General features: G+C 45.1%; 17 protein-coding genes. 5 read left to right on the top strand and 12 right to left on the bottom strand.

The features are described 5' to 3' along the window. Positions 1-80: 80 nt before the first annotated feature. Genes B5X68_RS04280 through B5X68_RS04270 form a run of 3 tightly spaced genes read right to left on the bottom strand, consistent with a single transcriptional unit; the run spans position 81 to position 3,463 of the window. Positions 81-1,133, bottom strand: a complete 1,053-nt coding sequence (locus tag B5X68_RS04280; protein WP_082213399.1) for a sugar phosphate isomerase/epimerase family protein — start codon at positions 1,131-1,133, stop codon at positions 81-83. A gap of 18 nt (positions 1,134-1,151) precedes the next feature. After that, entirely contained in the window at positions 1,152-2,297 is a 1,146-nt protein-coding gene (locus tag B5X68_RS04275; RefSeq protein ID WP_082213398.1) for a Gfo/Idh/MocA family protein, read from the bottom strand. A gap of 38 nt (positions 2,298-2,335) precedes the next feature. Continuing rightward, the gene (locus B5X68_RS04270; protein ID WP_082213989.1) at positions 2,336-3,463 is read right to left on the bottom strand and encodes a Gfo/Idh/MocA family protein; all 1,128 of its coding nucleotides are present in this window, start codon (positions 3,461-3,463) and stop codon (positions 2,336-2,338) included. A gap of 244 nt (positions 3,464-3,707) precedes the next feature. Here B5X68_RS04270 and B5X68_RS04265 point away from each other — a divergent pair, with 244 nt between their 5' ends. Further along, positions 3,708-4,943: an MFS transporter gene (locus B5X68_RS04265; protein ID WP_082213397.1), complete on the top strand. Its 1,236-nt coding sequence runs from the start codon at positions 3,708-3,710 to the stop codon at positions 4,941-4,943. A gap of 72 nt (positions 4,944-5,015) precedes the next feature. Here B5X68_RS04265 and B5X68_RS04260 read toward each other — a convergent pair whose 3' ends face one another. Next, complete coding sequence (locus B5X68_RS04260) at positions 5,016-7,424, bottom strand: endonuclease MutS2 (RefSeq protein WP_082213396.1); 2,409 nt, start codon at positions 7,422-7,424, stop codon at positions 5,016-5,018. Positions 7,425-7,471: 47 nt separating this feature from the next. Beyond that, a complete protein-coding gene (locus B5X68_RS04255) occupies positions 7,472-7,990 on the bottom strand; it encodes a DUF7935 family protein (RefSeq protein ID WP_082213395.1) in 519 nt (172 codons plus the stop codon). Between the two features lie 145 nt (positions 7,991-8,135). Between B5X68_RS04255 and B5X68_RS04250 the strand changes: the two genes are divergently transcribed. Next, entirely contained in the window at positions 8,136-8,432 is a 297-nt protein-coding gene (locus B5X68_RS04250; protein ID WP_082213394.1) for a HesB/IscA family protein, read from the top strand. A 13-nt stretch (positions 8,433-8,445) separates the two neighbouring features. On the opposite strand, the gene B5X68_RS04245 is transcribed toward B5X68_RS04250, so the two are convergent. Next, on the bottom strand, positions 8,446-9,018 hold the full coding sequence (locus B5X68_RS04245) for an NUMOD4 domain-containing protein (RefSeq protein WP_082213393.1): 573 nt from the start codon (positions 9,016-9,018) through the stop codon (positions 8,446-8,448). Positions 9,019-9,169: 151 nt separating this feature from the next. Between B5X68_RS04245 and B5X68_RS04240 the strand changes: the two genes are divergently transcribed. Continuing rightward, positions 9,170-9,529 (top strand): CoA-binding protein, encoded by a 360-nt coding sequence (locus B5X68_RS04240; protein WP_082213392.1) that lies wholly within the window; start codon positions 9,170-9,172, stop codon positions 9,527-9,529. A 6-nt stretch (positions 9,530-9,535) separates the two neighbouring features. On the opposite strand, the gene B5X68_RS04235 is transcribed toward B5X68_RS04240, so the two are convergent. The 5 genes from B5X68_RS04235 to B5X68_RS04215 all read right to left on the bottom strand — a co-directional run bounded on the left by B5X68_RS04235 (position 9,536) and on the right by B5X68_RS04215 (position 13,605). Next, positions 9,536-10,537, bottom strand: coding sequence for a 3-oxoacyl-ACP synthase III family protein (locus tag B5X68_RS04235; RefSeq protein ID WP_082213391.1), 1,002 nt, complete (start codon positions 10,535-10,537; stop codon positions 9,536-9,538). Between the two features lie 53 nt (positions 10,538-10,590). After that, positions 10,591-11,310 carry a CDP-diacylglycerol--serine O-phosphatidyltransferase gene (pssA, locus tag B5X68_RS04230; protein WP_082213390.1) on the bottom strand — a complete coding sequence of 240 codons (720 nt, stop codon included), beginning with the start codon at positions 11,308-11,310 and terminating at the stop codon, positions 10,591-10,593. 1 nt (position 11,311) lies between these two features. Continuing rightward, on the bottom strand, positions 11,312-11,950 hold the full coding sequence (locus B5X68_RS04225; protein WP_082213389.1) for an MBL fold metallo-hydrolase: 639 nt from the start codon (positions 11,948-11,950) through the stop codon (positions 11,312-11,314). Between the two features lie 149 nt (positions 11,951-12,099). Next, positions 12,100-12,801: a hypothetical protein gene (locus tag B5X68_RS04220; protein ID WP_082213388.1), complete on the bottom strand. Its 702-nt coding sequence runs from the start codon at positions 12,799-12,801 to the stop codon at positions 12,100-12,102. Between the two features lie 99 nt (positions 12,802-12,900). Further along, entirely contained in the window at positions 12,901-13,605 is a 705-nt protein-coding gene (locus B5X68_RS04215) for an SAM-dependent methyltransferase (protein ID WP_082213387.1), read from the bottom strand. Positions 13,606-13,748: 143 nt separating this feature from the next. Here B5X68_RS04215 and B5X68_RS04210 point away from each other — a divergent pair, with 143 nt between their 5' ends. Beyond that, positions 13,749-14,117, top strand: a complete 369-nt coding sequence (locus B5X68_RS04210) for a hypothetical protein (protein ID WP_229208273.1) — start codon at positions 13,749-13,751, stop codon at positions 14,115-14,117. On the opposite strand, the gene B5X68_RS04205 is transcribed toward B5X68_RS04210, so the two are convergent. Continuing rightward, entirely contained in the window at positions 14,110-14,886 is a 777-nt protein-coding gene (locus tag B5X68_RS04205; protein ID WP_082213386.1) for an alpha/beta fold hydrolase, read from the bottom strand. The genes B5X68_RS04210 and B5X68_RS04205 overlap by 8 nt on opposite strands. A gap of 358 nt (positions 14,887-15,244) precedes the next feature. Here B5X68_RS04205 and B5X68_RS04200 point away from each other — a divergent pair, with 358 nt between their 5' ends. Further along, a complete protein-coding gene (locus tag B5X68_RS04200; protein ID WP_082213986.1) occupies positions 15,245-18,595 on the top strand; it encodes a TonB-dependent receptor in 3,351 nt (1,116 codons plus the stop codon). The last annotated feature ends 28 nt before the right edge of the window (positions 18,596-18,623 follow it).

Genomic DNA, 18,623 nt, shown 5'->3' with positions numbered 1-18,623 from the left:
TAATTGGGTTAACTGATATAGCAAAAAAACCTATCTTCCATAAGGAAAATAGGTTTTCAATATACTTGTTAGTTCGACAATTAAAGTCCTAACACCTTACGGTTGAATGCTTCATCAGCACCGGTTCCTGCAAAATCGTCAAATGCTTTTGTCGTAACTTCAATGATATGATTCTCAATGAATGGCGCACCTTCCGCAGCTCCCTGAACCGGCGATTTGATGCAGCATTCCCATTCCAAAACAGCCCAGCTATCGTAGTCATATTGGGATAATTTTGAGAAAATACTTCCGAAATCAACCTGGCCATCGCCTAGCGAACGGAAACGTCCTGCCCGGTCAGCCCAGCCTGCAAAACCGCTATAAACGCCTTGCTTGCCAGTTGGGTTAAATTCTGCATCTTTTACGTGGAACGCTTTGATACGGTCGTGGTAAAGATCAATGAATTGCAGATAATCCAATTGTTGCAATACAAAATGGCTTGGATCATAGTTAATGTTCGCACGCGTATGACCGCCCAGATAATCCACGAACATTTCGAAAGTGGAACCGTCAAAAACGTCTTCTCCCGGGTGCAGCTCGTACGCTACGTCCACACCATTCTCGTCATAAACGTCCAGAATCGGTTTCCAGCGGGCTGCCAATTCTTTAAACGCAGTTTCAACCAAACCAGCAGGGCGTTGCGGCCATGGATAAAGGAATGGCCATGCCAATGCGCCTGAAAATGTTGCACTTGCTTTCAAACCGAGATTTGCGCTGGCTTTCGCAACGTATTTCAAATGTTGCGTAGCCCATTCTGCGCGTGCTTTCGGGTTATTTCTCACTTCCGGAACAGCAAAGCCATCATACATCTCGTCATAAACGGGATGCGAAGCAACCAGTTGTCCAATAATATGAGAAGCCAGTTCAGTGATCTCTAAGCCTTTATCTTTCAGTTTTCCTTTCAGCTCATCAGCGTAAGTTTGAGATTCCGCGGCCTGCTTCACATCGATCACCCGCGGATCCCACGTAGGAAGCTGCAAGCCTTTATAGCCCAAAGCGGCCATGTAGTCCGCAATAGAATCCAGTGAATTAAACGGAGCTTCGTCGCCCAAAAATTGAGCAAGAAAGATTCCAGGTCCTTTTATTGTTTTCATAATGTTAATGAGTCAAAATTAAATAGTTACCCAGGCCTGCGCTTTGTTGCTTTCCAAAATCTTTTCACAAATCAACAGCTCGCGATAGCCGTCAGCGAAGGTTGGGAATGTTGGGTTTTCTGGTTGTTTTCCGGCGGCGATGGCTGCGTACACTTCTTTGAACATTTGTTTTGAAGTGTCCGGGAAGCCTTCGTTATGACCACCTGGGAATGTGATCGTCGAACGTACGTCTTCGTTTACCAGAGAAGGATCGCGCATCAGGATTTCATTCGCTTTGTCGCGGTTACCGATCCACATTTCATTGGGCGACTCGGAGCACCAGCTGAAAGTTTTCTTGGAACCTGAAATTTCCAGACTCATGCGGTTTTTACGACCGGCAGAAACTTGTGAAACGGTGATAACACCTTTGTTACCATTATCAAAACGAAGCAAAACGTTCGCATGATCCTCAGTTGTAATGGGGACGTCTGCGTAATCTTCGGGCTGCAACATTTTGCCGGAATATGTTTCAACGGCTTTAAGCGGCTTTTTACGCGTTTTATGAACGGTATTGAAATCGGCCATCACGGCAACGGTTTTCAATCCGGTAATGTATTCCAAAATGTCCATTAAGTGTGAACCAATGTCGGCAATCGCACGGGAATCGCCGGATTTGTCTGGTTCGAGGCGCCAGTTGTAATCCGTTTGGTAGAAAAGCCAGTCTTGCAAGTAAGAACCGATGAATGAATAAATTTCACCCAGTTCGCCCTTTTCACGCATGGACTTCATCTGGCGCGCCAAAGGATAGTAACGCAAATTAAAGTGAACAGCATTCACAAGCCCGGTTTCAGCTGCCAGCTTCACCAGTTCTTCTGCTTCATGCAGATCTTTGGCAAGCGGTTTTTCGCAAATCACATGTTTCCCTGCCAGCAACGCGGCTTTTGACTGGGAATAATGAAGAAAGTTTGGTGTACAAATGTGAATGGCCTGAATATCATCTTGTTTCAGTAATTCATCAAATGTATAGGAACGAGCAATTCCAAGTCCATCTGCTTTCTCTTTGGCAAGCTCGGCGGTTACTTCGCAAAGTGCAGCAACTTCTACATTTGGAAGACGTCTCAAAGCTTCAATATGTGCGGGCCCAATGAAGCCGGTTCCGACAACGCCAACTTTAATTTTGTTCATAAAACGGGTATTGAATGAAAAGGTGAAAAAAGATAAGATCAGAAATTAGTCCATTTGGTGTCCGAAGCATTTGATGCAATGACGGCATCAATGAACTTCATACCCCTAAGGCCGTCCTGTGCAGACGGGAAATCGTAAACAGGATCAGCATTGCGGCCTTCCCAATATGCTCTCAAGTGGATGGCAAAATTGCGGTAGAGGTTTGCAAAAGCTTCAAAATAACCTTCCGGGTGACCTGCGGGAATGCGGGTGTGCACCTGCGCGGCTTTGGACAAATTCCCGACGCCTGTCCGAATGATCCGGGCGCCTTGGTTGGTTTTGTGAATTAATGTGTTGGGATCCAGCTGTTTCCATTGCAGGCCGCCTGTTTCGCCATAAACACGAATGTTCAGGTCGTTTTCCTCGCCATTGGCAATCTGGCTGTTTTGAAGAATTCCTTTTGCACCATTATTAAAACGCAGCAGCACATGAGCGTCATCATCCAGCAAGCGGCCTTCCACGAAAATCGTCAGATCAGCGCAAACTTGTGTGATTTTCAGCCCTGTAATGTATTCAGCCAGGTTTTCAGCATGGGTTCCGATGTCGCCTAAGCCGCCCGCAGCACCGGAGCGTTTTGGATCTGTTCTCCATGCCGCTTGCTTGTTGCCAGTCACTTCCACCAATGTTGCCAGCCAGCCCTGCGGATATTCAACAATAACCTTCCTGATTTCCCCAATTGCGCCCGAAGCGATCATATGCTTCGCTTCTTTGACCATGGGATAACCTGTATAATTGTGGGTAAGACAGAAAATCAGGCCGGTTTTTTCAACCAATGCCGTAATTTCCTCTGCTTCCTCTGTATTCAGTGTAATAGGCTTGTCGCAAACAACATGAAATCCGTTTTCAAGTGCCAGTTTTGTCGGCGCTTTATGCATGTGATTGGGCGTTACGATAGCCACGAAATCCATGCGTTCTCCTTCAGGAAGTTGTTTTTCTTTGAGGATCATCTCCTCGAAATCGTTGTAAAGTCTGTCCTCCGGCAAATACAAGGCGCGGCCGGTTTCTTTTGATTTGGAAGGATCTGAACTAAAAACACCACAAACCAGCTCAATTTCTCCATCCATAATAGCAGCACGGCGATGGACCCCGCCTATAAAGGCATCAAGCGATCCGCCCACCATACCCATCCTGATCTTTCTTGACATTCCAGTTGGTTTAAAGTTTTGAAAAGATTTTTACAATATTAAAGAGTAGTATAGATGACTCTTACTTCTTACAAATATAATTTTAACACATAAAAAACACTGCCCGGGCATAATTAAAACCAGTAGAAAAAGCGTTAATTTGTTTTTTCTGTGAAATTCTTTCATAAAAACATTAGTCGTCAGGCTCGTAATTATCTTATTTTAAATAACAAACCCTTTTAGTCTTATGACTCAAACAATCAACAGTGGCAGGCTTTTTAATGCAAGTTGTTTTGCCCTCATTACCACCGCTTTTTCTTTCAGTATCCGGGCTGGGATACTTCCGCAGCTGGGGGATGAGTTTGGCCTGACCGCGGAGCAGCTTGGTTTTATTAACCTCATGTTTTTCCTTGGGTTTCCATTGTCCATGATCATTGGCGGACTTGTTTACCACACGGTGGGCCCCAAAATTATCATGCAAATTGCATTTGTTTGCCATGTTATCGGCATCCTTCTTACCATATATGCAGGCGGTTATACCGGCCTTTTGATCTCGACATTTTTTATTGGAATCGGAAACGGATGTACAGAGGCTGCTTGTAACCCGATGATAGCCGACACTTACGAAGGTTTGAAAATGAACAAGATGCTTAACCGCTTTCACATGTGGTTCCCGGGCGGAATTGTTGTCGGAAGCTTAATATCGAAGTTTATGACAGATGCTAACCTTGGATGGCAGGCGCAAATCTGGGTAATTATGATCCCAGCTGTTATTTATGCATTCTTATTCTGGGGGCAGGCGTTCCCTAAGCCACACGTTGCGGGCGTAACTTCTATCGGCGAGAACTTGAAAGCAATGGCTTCGCCTTTATTTATATTTATCTTCCTTTGCATGGCCCTGACAGCGATTTCTGAGTTTGGACCACAGCAATGGACTGGACTGATCATGAGCAAAAGCGGTGCAAGTCCTATGCTTATTCTTGCGCTTGTAACTGGCTTAATGGCTTTGATCCGCTTCTTCGCTGCTCCAATCGTGAAACTTCTCGGTGCAACCGGAATTCTTTGGGGATCGTCTATATTAGCCGCAATTGGGATCTATCTTTTCAGCACAGTAACAGGTGGAGCGGCTTATGCGGCAGCGGTTATTTTCGCGATGGGTGTTGGACTTTTCTGGCCGACAATGATTGGATTTATTGCACAGAACGTGCCTCTTAGCGGCGCTTTGGGAATGTCTCTTGTGGGAGGTGTTGGTATGTTTTCAACGGCGATCTGGCAACCGGTTATTGGTAGGTGGCTGGATGATGCCAAAGCTGAGAAAATAGCAGCAGGTTTGACAGGCGATGAAATGGAACTGGCAGCCGGACAGGCAACGCTCAGCACTATGATCATTTTCCCTGCGATCCTGATCGTCGCATTCGGAATTTTGTTCTTCTGGATGAAAGGCCGTCCGGCTACGACGACTTCAACGGCAGCTGCGCATTAATTCTGAGACATTATAAAATGCAAGAGGGTGCCATAGGCACCCTCTTTTTGTTTGCTATGTGGTCAATGAGGCCTATTTCAACTTCACAATGGTCACGCCGGCTCCACCGCGGTCCGGATGCTCGTCTTGCATGCCGGAAACCTGCGAGTAACCTCTCAAATGGTTTCTGACCAATGTTCTCAGGATTCCGTCGCCCTTACCGTGCACAATGCGCAACTCGTCATAGCCGAGCATAATGGCGTTATCCATAAACTGGTCCACTAGGGTAAGTGCTTCTTCGCCGCGCTTGCCGCGCATATCCAGGTTGAAACTGAAATTGAGCATCCGCTCGTTCAAGTCCACACCTTTTGCGCTCGTTTTCAGCTTTTTCTCGCCGGTTGCTGCTTTATAGGTTTTGTTTGAAACCTTTTCGAGCCTGTTAAGCTTGATGGTCGATTTCAAATCTCCTATCCGAACTTCTGCATCTTTCCCCCTTAGTCCGATCACCTCGCCAATGGCTGTCTGCCCGATGATCCGGACATAACTTCCAGGGATAATGTCGCCGCTTTCCGGTTCGAAAATTTCTTCTGCTGGCGTGGGTTCGGTAACTTGTTCGAGTTCCAGGTTTTTCTTGCCGAATTTTTCAAGTTCAACCCGGACAGTTTTCGTCTTTTCTTTCTCTGCTTTGTTTTCCTTTATCTCGCGGATTGTATTTTCAATCAGCTGATTCGCGTCTGAAATGAGGGTTTTGGCCTTTTGCTTGGCCTCGTTGACAATCTTTTTCTCATTGTTTTCCAGATTTTCTTTTAGCAAAGTGTAATCTGCGAGCTGCTTTGCCAGTTTCCGCTCCTTAATGCCGACTTCAATGTTCTTCTCAGCAAAAACGCGTCTTTCAATGTCGAGTTCCTTCAAAAGCTTTTCGAAATTCACCTGCTGGTTTCCCAGCTTCTCTTTCGCACGGTCAACCACCGCATTGGGCAAACCTATTTTTGAAGCAATCTCAAATGCAAATGAACTTCCCGGCCGTCCTATTTCGAGTTGATAGAGTGGTTCCAAATGTTCACCGTCAAAGCGCATCGCTCCATTTACAAGGCCCTCCGTTTTGTCGGCAAGCACTTTCAAGTTGGTATAATGCGTGTTAATTACTCCGTAAGCACCCGATTTTGTAAGGTTTTCAAGAATCGCTTCCGCTATTGCGCCACCTAAGCCCGGTTCAGTTCCTGTTCCAAACTCGTCGATCAGGAACAATGTGCGCCGGTTGGCCATTGCCAGAAAATGTCGCATGTTAGTCAAATGCGAGCTATACGTGCTCAGGTCATTTTCCAGCGATTGTTCGTCACCGATATCAATGAAAATGTTTTGGAAAAAACCCATTGTTGAACCTTCCGCAACTGGAACCAGCAAGCCGCATTGGAACATATACTGGATCAATCCGACAGTTTTGAGCGACACAGATTTTCCACCGGCATTAGGCCCCGAAACGATCAGTATGCGCTGTTTTTCCTGCAATTCAATGTTGAGCGGAACCACTTTCTTTCCCTGTTTTTGAAAGGAAAGATGTAGTAATGGATGCCTAGCGTCGCGCCAGTCGATGAATTGTTTGTTGAAAAACGGCGGATTAACCGCGCCCATTTCCGCAGCCAGTTTTGCTTTTGCTCTCAGGAAATCCATTAATCCCAGAAAGCCATATGCTTTTTGCAGATCCGGCACGAATGGCCGAAGTTGAGCGGTTAATTCCAGCAGGATGCGGTTGATTTCGCGGCGCTCTTCGTATTCCAGTTCACGGATTTCATTGTTGGATTCAAAAACATCCGTTGGTTCAATAAAAACCGTTTGTCCTGTCGCCGATTCGTCATGGATAAAACCCCGCAACTTACGCTTATGTTCAGCGGCAACGGGGATCACCATTCGCCCATTCCGCACGGTAAGCGACACATCGTCAGCGATCCAGCCGTTACTCCGGGCAGATTTCAAGATTGTGTCCAGCTTCTTTCTAATGCCTGCTTGTTCCGATATCAGCCTTTTTCTAATGCGCGATAATTCAGAAGAAGCCGAATCTCTGATCTGTCCGCGATCATCAATAATGCGGTCGATAGCGTCCGTAATTGCTTTATCGACACGAATTGTTTTGGCATACTCACCCAAAATAGGATAGGCTTCCGGCTCTTCATTTTCGAAAAAGCGAAGACAAAGTCGGATTGTCAGTAACGAAACTTTAATATCTGAAAACTCCGCCTGTGTCAGCAACATTCCTTCAATTGCTGCGCGTTTCAGGTATGGAGTTGCGTCAATATAGTTTTGCGAAGGGAAATTTTCGCCGATCTGCATGATTTTCTGCATTTCAGCGGTTTGACTTACAAGTTTTTCAACAAGCCCGAAGTTTTCGGAAAATTTTATTTTCTCTACGAAATTTTGTCCAAGCGGACTTATACAGGCTTCTTTCAACCGCTCACGCAGTTTGTCAAAACCTAATTTTTGTTCTAATGTATTGGGATAAAGCATTTTTTATGGCCAGGCTTCCGGCATGGGCCGTCAGCACTCTTTTCTTTTTAAAATAATGTCCTGATTTCTTCTTTCAGCACTTTCAAAGCATGCGAAGCAGGTTGCACCTCTTTTTCGATCACGTGGGAAAATATTTTCTTGGCAAGATCTGCGGGAGGGGCATCGGCAGGGATTTCCGTAGATGCCTGGTTAATAACCGCAACGGTTTCATTCATCGCATTGGTAACCTGTTCCCATGCATTGGCACTGATATACAATTGCTGTGCAACATTGTGGTTATATTCCTCGCGGATCTCATGCAATAAAATTTGTTGCAGTTCCAATGCGCTCATTGCAGAAGGCACCAGTCTTAACAACAAATTATTAGGTGTAATCCGTTCTAGGAAGAGGCACATGCGTTCGTAAGCCTGCAATCGTAATGGAAGGGTAATATCGGTGTGTTTACCCCGGATTTCCCATCTTTGCTTCTCTGATAATTTGGCTGCTACGGTCGTGATAGTTGCGTAAATGCCGTATATAATGGCTATTCCAAGAACAAAAATGACAAGCAGTGAATAATATTCCATCGTTTTTAGTATGCTGATTTTATCAATAAACCGCAAAATTAAAGGAATAACTGCATTAAGCAGAGAATTATTTGAAATAGCGAATGGATTGCAATGGATTCGTGTTCATGGTTATACTTAACAGAACATTGTACCAGATTTCAAAATGGAAAGTCCCGTTCAGCTCACGGAAAAGGCCAAATCGGAAATAAAGACAACCTTAGCTGCCAACAAAATTCCTGACTCTTATGGATTAAGAGTGGGACTCAAAGGCGGTGCATGCAGCGGTTCGTTCATGCTCGGTTTTGACACTGCAACAGAGCATGACCAGACTTATATGGTGGACGATATCAAGATCTTTGTAGACAGGCGACACCTCATGTACGTAATCGGTTTATCGGTCGATTACGAAGAAGGCGCGAACGGCACAGGTTATACGGTTTCTACGGACGAAAAAAAGTAGTTAAGTATTTCCTTTAATCCTCAATGGTTACATGTTTCCAATTTTCTCCTGAACGGATCCTGTTGAGCTGCGTATGCGTGATGCCAAATTGCTTCGCGATCATTTTCAAGCGGTTATTGTCGTTCTTCAACAGCTTTTTAATGATCCGCACTTTACTCTCCGTCAGTTTATAATTTTTAGTCCTTCTCGGTATAACACGGTTAATGAAAGCAGGATTTTCACGGTTGTGATCAATCATTTCTGCCTTCGTCACCCATTTCAGATTTTCGAAATAATTGTTCTGCTTTTCGAAGTCCGAATGGATCACAAACACGTGATCGTCGCTTGGTTTATCAACAAAATGTTCCGCTACCAGCTTGTGCACATATCTGTTAATAGTTTTACCGCCAGCCACACGTATGTTTAAAGACCTGTAACCTTGTATTACAGAACCCTTTATAACTGCACCTTCCTTTGGATTATTTTGAAAACTCTTTAATCTGCCATAGTTCGATACTTCATAATGAGGAGCGTTCTCGATTTCGTCGAATATAATTTTTGCCCACTTTTCGTTCCAGAAACTCCGACTTACATTTGACTCATTCATTTTGATTCAAGATATATAATTTGGTTTATAGCTATTTTGATGCACTTATCGAGACCGGCTTTTGGTGAAGGAAACGATTTTGTATTCTTTCCATGTTATTAATAGTGTTTAAAGGATCTGATTCCTTTTTTGTTTCACTAAATCCATTCATATGAAGCGCACGCTCATCTTAGGTGCAACATCAAACCCTTCCAGATACGCTTATCTGGCTGCACAAAAACTCAGAACCTACGGACATCCGATATTGCTCCTTGGCCGGAGAAAAGGAACTGCATTAGGCGAAGAAATTCATCTGGACAAACAAGACTGGAAGGATGTGGATACGGTAACGTTGTACATTAATCCAAGCCATCAGCCCGAGTACTATGATTATATTATTTCTTTAAATCCTAAACGCGTCATCTTTAACCCTGGTACAGAGAATCCTGAATTTAAAAGCATACTAGAAGATAAAAATATCATACCAATAGAGGGATGTACCCTTGTAATGCTTTCAATAGGACAGTATTAGTTCATTTTACCACCTGATCAGCGCGGAAGCCCACGTAAACCCGCTTCCGAATGCTGCCAGACAAATCAGGTTGCCGTCTTGCAACCTGCCCTGTTCCCAGGCTTCGGCCATGGCAATCGGGATAGAAGCCGCCGTGGTGTTGCCAAAACGTTGAATGTTGTTAACGACTTGTGCCTCATCGAGTCCTAATTGCTGGCGGACATAGTCACTGATGCGGATATTGGCTTGATGCGGAACCAGTAAATCCAGGTCGCTTTGCTGATATCCATTGGCTTCCAAAGCTTCATTAATGACCTCTCCGAAACGCACGATTGCGTGTTTGAAGACTGCATTCCCATTCATATGCACATTGAAGCCGCCTTCATCCAGCATTTCTTTTGTTGCTGCGCGTCCGGGTCTGCTGCTGCCTGGTTCTTTTACAAAAAGATCCTCTGCAAAACGTCCATCTGCATGAAGGTGTGTAGATAATATACAATGTTGGGGATCTTCAGTGGCGGTAAGAACCGCTGCTCCTGCGCCATCTCCGAAGATAACGGCCGTGTTTCTGCCCGCAGTAGTCTTGTCGATCCAGGACGACTGAATCTCGCTGCCGATCACCAGCGCGGTCTTGTACATGCCTGATTTAATGAATTGGTCTGCAATAGAAAGCGCATATACAAATCCCGAACATTGCTGGCGAATGTCTATCACTGGCTTCCCATCCATGCCGAGCTCCCGCTGCATAAGAAAGGCAGATCCGGGGAAGAAATAGTCGGGTGTAATGGTGGCATATACAATTACATCAATGTCGTTGGGCGCTAAACCGGCACGTTCCAAAGCTTGCCGCGAGGCTGCGGCAGCCATGCTGTAATTGGTGTCTTTCCCGTGCTCGAAATAGCGGCGCTCACGAATTCCCGTCCTTTCCTGAATCCATTCATCCGATGTCTCCATCCACTTGGTTAGGTCATTATTGGTGATAATGTTATCCGGAACGTAATAGCCAAGGCCGGTTATTCTAGAGAAAGCCATATTTTTTTGCAAAAAATTAACGTGAAATACAGTGGGCAAAGTTGCAACAAAAACTAAATGTTACCAATTGATCGACCCTTTTTCGTGACGTTGTCCACGATGGAAAGCAGAATGTAGAGAATAATAATTGCCGGCACAGCGAGGATTTTGAGTGTTACCACTAAAATGATAGTCAGCCCTATCAAGAGAAAGCGAAACTCGTTGCCTTTCCATCCGAAGTGCTTGAATTTCAATGCGATCAGTGGCATTTCCATCACGAGCAAATAGGACATTATCACCGAAAATATGAGCAGGTTATTGGTGTTGACAATTATTTCTTTCCAAAAAGGATCTTCGGTAAGAATGATAATCGGCAAGGATGCGACGAGCATTGCGTTGGCGGGAGTAGGCACTCCGATAAACGAATCGCTTTGCCGCGGATCATTGTTGAACTTTGCCAGCCTGATTGCTGAGAAAATGGCGATGATGAATGCGGGATAAGCCTTCCAAATACCGAATAGATCGGGAATGCTTTGCATCAGGAGCTGGTAAATGATAATAGAAGGCAGCAAACCGAACGTAACCATATCGGCCAGTGAATCAAGATCCTTTCCAATGGCAGAGCTCACTTTTAGCAATCTGGCAAGGAAACCGTCGAAAAAGTCAAAAACAAGCGCTACGCCAATCAGAATGCAGGAAATGACGATATTGTTATGAAACGCTTCTACAACTCCAATGCATCCGCACAGAAGATTTCCACAGGTAAGGGCGTTGGGGATGTTGCGACGGATCATATTATCTGAAAAAAGGATTGTTTTTCTTTTCAAAACCAATCGTAGTGGCTTGCATATGACCTGCATAGACTTTGTAGTCTTCGGGCAGTGTAAACATTTTGGTCCGAATGCTGTGAATCAATGTCTCGTGATTTCCACCTGGCAGATCGGAGCGGCCTATGCTCATATAAAACAACACATCGCCCCCGATTACGAAATGATCGGCGTGACTTACAAACGCAACGTGGCCGGGCGCATGACCGGGGACAAAAATGATTTCCAGTTCCGAGTTTCCAAACTTTATGATTTCTCCTTCCGTCAGGTAACGATCGATTTCAGGCTCATCAAACTGATAAAAACCGTAATTGGACGCGTAAGTTTTAACTGCCTTTAAATACGGCTCATCGATCTGGTGCAGCGCGAACGGAATATTGTATTTCCGCTTTACAGCCGCAACGCCCAGGACGTGGTCAATGTGTGCATGCGTGTTGATGATCTCAACCGGTTTCAAGCCGTTGACTTCAATGAAATTATACAATTCCTGATATTCGTCTTTCTCCACACAGCCCGGATCAATGATAACCGCTTCGCCCGTTTCATCGTAAAGCACATAGGTATTTTCCTGAAACGGGTTGAATGTGAAAGTCTGGACTGTGGTCATTTTCTATTTTTAAGAGCTGCAATAATTTCGGGCGAAGTTACAAAACACTTTGCAAACCGACCCGAAAGAAGCCTTTAATGTGCCAAAAACAAAAGCGTCGTTACACGGTAGTGCAGCGACGCTTCATTTTCGATTTTTGTTTTGGTATTCTACTGAGCGGAAATTAATGCTTTGATCCGGTCGTAGTAAACGGTGTTAATGCCTTCATAACCGGAGTCAACTCCGACGAACAGCCAGATTTCACCTTTTTCATTGGCCTTTGCTACAAATGGTTTTGTGCTGGCCTTCCGAACTAGCTTATAAGTGCTTTCAGATGTGCCATTTGTTGCGTCTCCAATGATCACAGCGTCCACGCCTTCCTCTGACTGTGCGCCTTTATCAAGATTGAACTCGTATATTTTGTTCACCAGCTTTCTGGCTGGCTGAATACCAGAGGCCCCGGTTTTGAGAAACATAGAGCCACCGGGAGCACCACCAGCTCCTATGCCGCCTTCCGGATAATGTGTGGCGATGGTTACCTCAAACGAAATGTTGTAGGTCTGGTTCGCATTCAAGCCGGTCAGTTTCTTTTTTAGATACATAAACATATCGTCACTGCCATTAGAAGCCTCAACCATATAGGCATATTTACTGGTATCCAGGCCGGTTGGTAGCCGGGACCTTCGCGCCAGCATACGCAATGTCAAAGAATCTGTCTCCGTAGAATACTCTGCAAATTCAGCAACCCATTCGTCTGTGCCCGTCTCAAAGGCTGAATCAGAAATAAATACTGGATTCAGCGAGTCATCATCATTGCAGGCTGACATTAATCCGGCCAGCGACAGGGCGGAAAATAAGATCCATTTTTTCATGGCGAAGTAAAGCTTTTTGTAGTTGAGTTATTGACTTTAATTACCATTAAGATCAGTTCACCCTGCATATGGTTGGAAAGATTGTATCAATTTTTACTTTTACCCGATCAGGAAAATCGTAGGCTTCTTGTGCAGATCCGGTTTATTCGCCTTCCAGTTTTTGACAGACATTGTTTTAATAAACTCATCCTCAGCAGTGACATTGGCAGCAATACAAAGCATCGTGTCTGTTGCACAGGTTTCAAGAATTGCATCTAAAAACGCGTTATTTCGAAATGGAGTTTCCATGAAAATCTGCGTCTGACCACTTTGCCGTGCATCACGTTCCAACTGCTGCAAAGCTTTTTTTCGTTCAGACTTATCAATGGGCAGATATCCATGAAAAGCAAAAGACTGTCCGCTCAGCCCGGACGACATTAATGCCAGCAAAATAGATGACGGTCCCACCAGCGGCACCACCCGAATGCCTAACCTGTGCGCAATGCCCACCGCCACTGCGCCGGGATCCGCAACGCCGGGACATCCCGCTTCCGAGAGCACGCCTGCATCCTCGCTAAGGCTTCGCAAATGTTCCATTGTAACATGCTCAGGCGTATCCTTATGCAGCTCAATGAACGTAAGCCCGTCAATCACCTTCCCTAGTTTCAGGCTGCTGATAAAACGCCTTGCAGTCCGGACATTCTCCACAAAGAAGACATTCAGATTTTGGATCGTGCTCAGGATCTGAGGGCTTAGCACTTGCTGCTGAGTATCATCTGCAAGAACTGTTGGGATAAGATAAAGCCTTGTATGCGGCTGATTCATAAGTTAATGTGAAATTTAATTTTTCTTCCAACCTTATTCACATGATTTGTATCATACATGAAAGAACAAAGTTAAAAACAATGAAACGGTTACTATACATACCCTTCTGTATCGCCTTGATGTTGTCGTGTAAAAAAGACTCCATGGACACTTTGAGCGCCGCCGACTTTTTATCCATTCAGGGCAAATGGTATCTATCGGCAACTGAAAAAAATGCGATAGACGGCACGAAAAACGTCTGGGAGCCCATTGAGCCGAGTAAAGCAGATACACTGATCTTTCGATCTGACGGCGTTATCCTCGAGCCGGACGGGAAACCTGCGTGCTGCGCACCCGGAACGCTCATCATTAATGGTTCGGTCATGGATGTAAAGCCGCAAATAGCCCTTCCTGCCAACCCATTATGCGCGCTTGTCAACTGCGTGAATTGCCCGAGTTGGGAAATTCAAATGTCGGGCAGCGAGATGATTGTTAAGCCCTGCAATAATCCAAGGCTTAAATTTGTCAGATAGTTTCATCCAGGAATTTTAGAAGCGCAGCCACAAAAGCTTTCGGTTGCTCTGCCTGCACCCAATGCCCTGCGCCGGAAATGGTTTCCAGCCGCGCATTCGGAAATATTTTCTGTATTCCTTCCCAGTCTTCTTCAACAATGTATTTGGAGTTCTCACCCTTGATAAAAAGGGTGGGGGCTTCAATTTTTTGTTCAGATACAATTTCTGCTCCAACTTTGCTCATATCCGAGGTCAGAACGGGCAGGTTAAACCGCCAGCCGAAGCCGCCTTCATCTTTTCTGTAAAGGTTTTTCAGCAGGAATTGGCGCACAGCCAGAATCGGTTCGTATTCGCTAAGGACTTCATCAGCCTGGTTTCTGTTTTCTATCTCACCGATCTGGATCGCGTTAAGCCCTTCCAATATTTTCTTGTGGTGAATAGGGTAAGCCTTCGGGCCGATATCCACGATTACGAGCTCTTTAATGCTTTCGGGATAGGTCACGGCATATTCCATTACAGTCTTTCCGCCCATCGAGTGTCCGATCAGGATAGGATCGGAAATCTGATGTTCTTCTAAAAATCCTTTCAAATCAGCTGCTAATGTCGGAAAATCAAGCGGCCCTTCGTGCGGCGACCGGCCGTGATGGCGCTGGTCAACCAGGAATACTTTGTAGCCGTGTTCGGAAATCGTTTTGCCAATGGTAAGCCAGTTGTCAAGGAAACCAAAAACGCCGTGAAGAATGATCAGTGGTCTTCCGTTGTCACCGATTTGTTTATAATTGAGTTGCATGGAATGCTGATTAATTTGATTTTTTCTCCGTCGAAATAATACTAATCACTTTATTTCATTGCTAAAAGCACGAATTGCAAAAGTCGCTAAAAAAACTTGTCAAGACATCAGAAATTGCTTTAAAAGCACAGGGACGCATCCTGGCTTTTGTTAACAATTTGATAATGCTAAAAATATTGAAGTATTGTTACAGAATTCTGCATTATTCCAACAAATCAAGTAGTTACACTTATTAGTATTGCATTTTAGTAGGATTTACAATTTTGTTATTAAAATAAAAAAGAATTTATTTTACGGTAAATATTACTCATCGTCATTGATGAAGCTACTAATATTACAAACCAAATCAACCAAATTTATGAACGGGAAAAGTTTACTTTTCAGGGCAGCGAGTCTAGCGCTGGTTGTCTTCCTATTATCCCTGTTTACTCCCGATGTCCGGGCGCAGGTAACTTCATCAGCAATCACGGGTCGTGTAGCGGACAGCAAAGGAGAAGTGCTGCCAGGAGCGACTGTAGTAGCAATTCACGTTCCATCCGGAAGTAAATATGGCTCCGTAACCAATGATCAGGGACTTTATACGATCCCCGCAGTGCGTGTGGGCGGACCTTACACGGTGACGGTTTCATTCGTTGGTTTCAGCGACAAATCACAGGAAAACATTTTCGCTAACCTCGGAACGGCCGCAAACGTAAATTTTGATTTACAGGACGGTTCAACGGAACTAAGCGAGGTGATTGTAACGGGAGCCGGAAGCGATATTTTCAGCTCGGACCGCACGGGAGCAGCTACGACATTCAACAAAGGCTTGCTTACAAGCCTGCCTACATTGGGCAGAACGTTGAATGACATTACGAAATACAATGCATACGGCAACGGCCGCTCTTTCGGAGGCCAGGACAGCCGGTATAACAACTTTACAATTGACGGCTCTGTTTTTAACAACGGTTTCGGCTTGGGTAACGAGGCAGCAGCTGGCGGGCGGACAGGCTCTTCTGCAATTTCGCTGGACGCGATTGAAGAGGTTCAGATCAACATTGCACCTTATGACATTCGCCAGTCCGGGTTTGCGGGTGCAGGCATTAACGCGGTAACGCGCTCGGGAACGAACGAATTTTCAGGTTCTGTTTTCCACTTTTTCAAAAACAAAAGCCTTGCAGGTGATAAGGCTGACGGAAACAAGATCAATGTTACTGAGTTCAATGAAAAAACAACCGGGTTCCGTCTGGGCGGACCAATTATTAAGAACAAACTTTTCTTCTTTGTTAACGGCGAATTTGTGAAACGTTCCAGCCCTGCATTGGATTTCGTGCTGAACCGCGGGCAGTCAGGAGACAATGTTTCGCGCACAACGGCGGCGGATCTCGAAGATCTGGGTTCTTTCATGAAAGAAAAATTCGACTACGACATCGGGGCCATCGACGGATTTAACAACGAGAACAAGAGTAACAAATTCCTTGCTCGCATTGACTACAACATCAGCGACGCACATAAACTGACATTGCGTTACTCACACCACGATTCTGACTCGGACGTGTTGATCAGCCAGAGCAATAGTAGTAATACAGCAGGTTTTGGTAACCGTACCAACTCATTGTCAGCGATTTCTCCCCAGAATACGGGCTACATTATCCAGGACAACACGCGCTCGTTCGTCGCAGAATTGAACTCCAACTTCGGCGGGAAGTTCGCAAACAACCTGATCGGAACATTCAACAAGCAGATCGAGGACAGGAAATACAAAGCGCCGATTTTCCCGACTGTGGAAATCCAGAAAGACGGATCGACTTACACGACCATTGGTTCCGATCCATTTACGCCAAACAACCGTTTGGATTACTCCACATTCAACATTACGGATAACCTCACGTATTTTGCGGGTAAGCATACATTCACTTTGGGTGCTTCTTACGAACATTTCAAGTCGAACAACTTGTTCTTCCCGACTTCCAATGGTGTTTATGTATTCAAATCGATCCAGGATTTCAAAAACGCTGCCAATGCATACTTAGCGAATCCTAATCTGACGGTCGCGCCGGACACATTGGTTCGTTTTAACTATCGTTATTCATTGCTTCCGGGCCAGGCACCACCTTGGCAGGTTTTCAAAACACAAACGGCGAGTCTTTACATTCAGGATGAAATCCAGGTTACGCCGAACTTCAAGCTTACAGCCGGTCTTCGCGGAGATTACATCACCATCCCGAACACATCAAAGCAATATTATAACGCAGATGTAGCAGCATTGACATTTAAAGACAATGAAGGCGCTGATTACAAAGTGAACACAGGAAATGTCCCAAAAGCGCGCATTTATTTCTCTCCAAGGATCGGTTTCAACTGGGATGTGAAAGGGAACAGAATGACCCAGGTTCGCGGGGGAACAGGTTTATTCTTGTCAAGAATTCCTTATGTATTGATCTCCAACCAATTGGGTAACAATGGTGTGAACTCTGCAACGGTTCAAGGAAGCAACACAGTGAACTTCCCTTTCACCCTGGATCCTACAAGATACAATCCAACAGACACTAAAAAGCTGACCGGATATCAGGTTAATGCCTCAGATGAAGATCTGAGATTCCCACAGGTTTGGAAAAGCAACATTGGTATCGATCAGCAGTTGGGCTGGGGCGTAATTGCAACCGTAGAAGGGATTCTCAATAAAAACTACAATGCACTCCGCTATATCGATGTAAACCTTAAACCTGCAACCGCAGACTTCGCCGGAACGGACACACGTGACCGCTTCCCTGCATCCGGATTATCAGGACAGGCGGCAACAACAGCGCGTTTGATCAATGGTGACGTTTCCAATGTTTATGTTTTGACCAATACAAACAAAGGTTATTCGTACTCGATCACGGGAAAACTGGAAAAAGCGGCAACACGCGGCTTCGGTGGAATGGTGGGTTATACTTACGGGCAGGCGAAAGACGTTGCTTCTGTTTCCAGTACAGTTGAGGGTAACGTGCCAGGGATCAATGGTTTGAATAATCTTGACCTTGCCTGGTCTGGAAATGATCTTCGTCACCGCTTTGTAGGTTACGTTTCTTACAGAAAAGAATATGGTGGCAAAATTGGCGGAGCAACAATGATCACCTTGGGAGGTGTTTCCAACAGCGGAACAAAGCTTTCTTACATCAGCTCGACGGACATGAATGGTGACGGTCAGAATAATGACTTGCTGTATGTGCCGAAAAGCGCTTCCGAAATCAATTTTGTCACTTCAACTACTACGGTGAATGGCAAAACTTACACATTCTCACCTGAGGAGCAGGCAGCGGCTTTTCAAAGCTACATTGATAGCCACCCATACTTGTCAAAAAGAAAAGGACAATATACAGAGCGTAATGGCGGTGCTTACCCATGGTTAACCCGTTTCGATCTTACAGTTGAGCAGGATTTCTATGTAAAAGTGGGAGCGAAAGACAAGAAGAATATTATCCGTCTTCGTGCCGACGTTTTCAATATTGGAAACATGATCAACAACAAATGGGGCGTAGGAAACCAGGTTACTGTATCTTCCAACTCTACGCAGTCGACCCCGCTTAACTTTGCAAGTGTTTCTGCTGACGGCGTTCCGTCATACAGAATGGGAACACAAGTAATTGCTGGTGAGACGGTCCTGGTTCGTGACGCATTCGTAAAAGGTCGTACGATCAATGACGTATGGCAGGCGCAAATCGGTATCCGTTATATTTTTAACTAATGTCGCGATAACGCATTTCATTGGTGCA

This window comes from Dyadobacter psychrophilus (assembly GCF_900167945.1).
Lineage (GTDB): Bacteria > Bacteroidota > Bacteroidia > Cytophagales > Spirosomataceae > Dyadobacter > Dyadobacter psychrophilus.
Note: the sequence above shows the minus strand (reverse complement) of the source record. Positions and strands in the feature narration are given on the sequence as shown.

What these genes read in the sequence shown, in the direction of transcription:
- B5X68_RS04225 (WP_082213389.1), bottom strand. Translation starts at nt 11,950, where the DNA reads ATGACCACAGTCCAGACTTTCACATTCAACCCGTTTCAGGAAAATACC.
- B5X68_RS04240 (WP_082213392.1), top strand. Translation starts at nt 9,170, where the DNA reads ATGAAGCGCACGCTCATCTTAGGTGCAACATCAAACCCTTCCAGATAC.
- B5X68_RS04210 (WP_229208273.1), top strand. Translation starts at nt 13,749, where the DNA reads ATGGACACTTTGAGCGCCGCCGACTTTTTATCCATTCAGGGCAAATGG.
- B5X68_RS04205 (WP_082213386.1), bottom strand. Translation starts at nt 14,886, where the DNA reads ATGCAACTCAATTATAAACAAATCGGTGACAACGGAAGACCACTGATC.
- B5X68_RS04245 (WP_082213393.1), bottom strand. Translation starts at nt 9,018, where the DNA reads ATGAATGAGTCAAATGTAAGTCGGAGTTTCTGGAACGAAAAGTGGGCA.
- pssA (WP_082213390.1), bottom strand. Translation starts at nt 11,310, where the DNA reads ATGATCCGTCGCAACATCCCCAACGCCCTTACCTGTGGAAATCTTCTG.
- B5X68_RS04255 (WP_082213395.1), bottom strand. Translation starts at nt 7,990, where the DNA reads ATGGAATATTATTCACTGCTTGTCATTTTTGTTCTTGGAATAGCCATT.
- B5X68_RS04270 (WP_082213989.1), bottom strand. Translation starts at nt 3,463, where the DNA reads ATGGGTATGGTGGGCGGATCGCTTGATGCCTTTATAGGCGGGGTCCAT.
- B5X68_RS04250 (WP_082213394.1), top strand. Translation starts at nt 8,136, where the DNA reads ATGGAAAGTCCCGTTCAGCTCACGGAAAAGGCCAAATCGGAAATAAAG.
- B5X68_RS04215 (WP_082213387.1), bottom strand. Translation starts at nt 13,605, where the DNA reads ATGAATCAGCCGCATACAAGGCTTTATCTTATCCCAACAGTTCTTGCA.
- B5X68_RS04280 (WP_082213399.1), bottom strand. Translation starts at nt 1,133, where the DNA reads ATGAAAACAATAAAAGGACCTGGAATCTTTCTTGCTCAATTTTTGGGC.
- B5X68_RS04275 (WP_082213398.1), bottom strand. Translation starts at nt 2,297, where the DNA reads ATGAACAAAATTAAAGTTGGCGTTGTCGGAACCGGCTTCATTGGGCCC.
- B5X68_RS04200 (WP_082213986.1), top strand. Translation starts at nt 15,245, where the DNA reads ATGAACGGGAAAAGTTTACTTTTCAGGGCAGCGAGTCTAGCGCTGGTT.
- B5X68_RS04265 (WP_082213397.1), top strand. Translation starts at nt 3,708, where the DNA reads ATGACTCAAACAATCAACAGTGGCAGGCTTTTTAATGCAAGTTGTTTT.
- B5X68_RS04260 (WP_082213396.1), bottom strand. Translation starts at nt 7,424, where the DNA reads ATGCTTTATCCCAATACATTAGAACAAAAATTAGGTTTTGACAAACTG.
- B5X68_RS04235 (WP_082213391.1), bottom strand. Translation starts at nt 10,537, where the DNA reads ATGGCTTTCTCTAGAATAACCGGCCTTGGCTATTACGTTCCGGATAAC.
- B5X68_RS04220 (WP_082213388.1), bottom strand. Translation starts at nt 12,801, where the DNA reads ATGAAAAAATGGATCTTATTTTCCGCCCTGTCGCTGGCCGGATTAATG.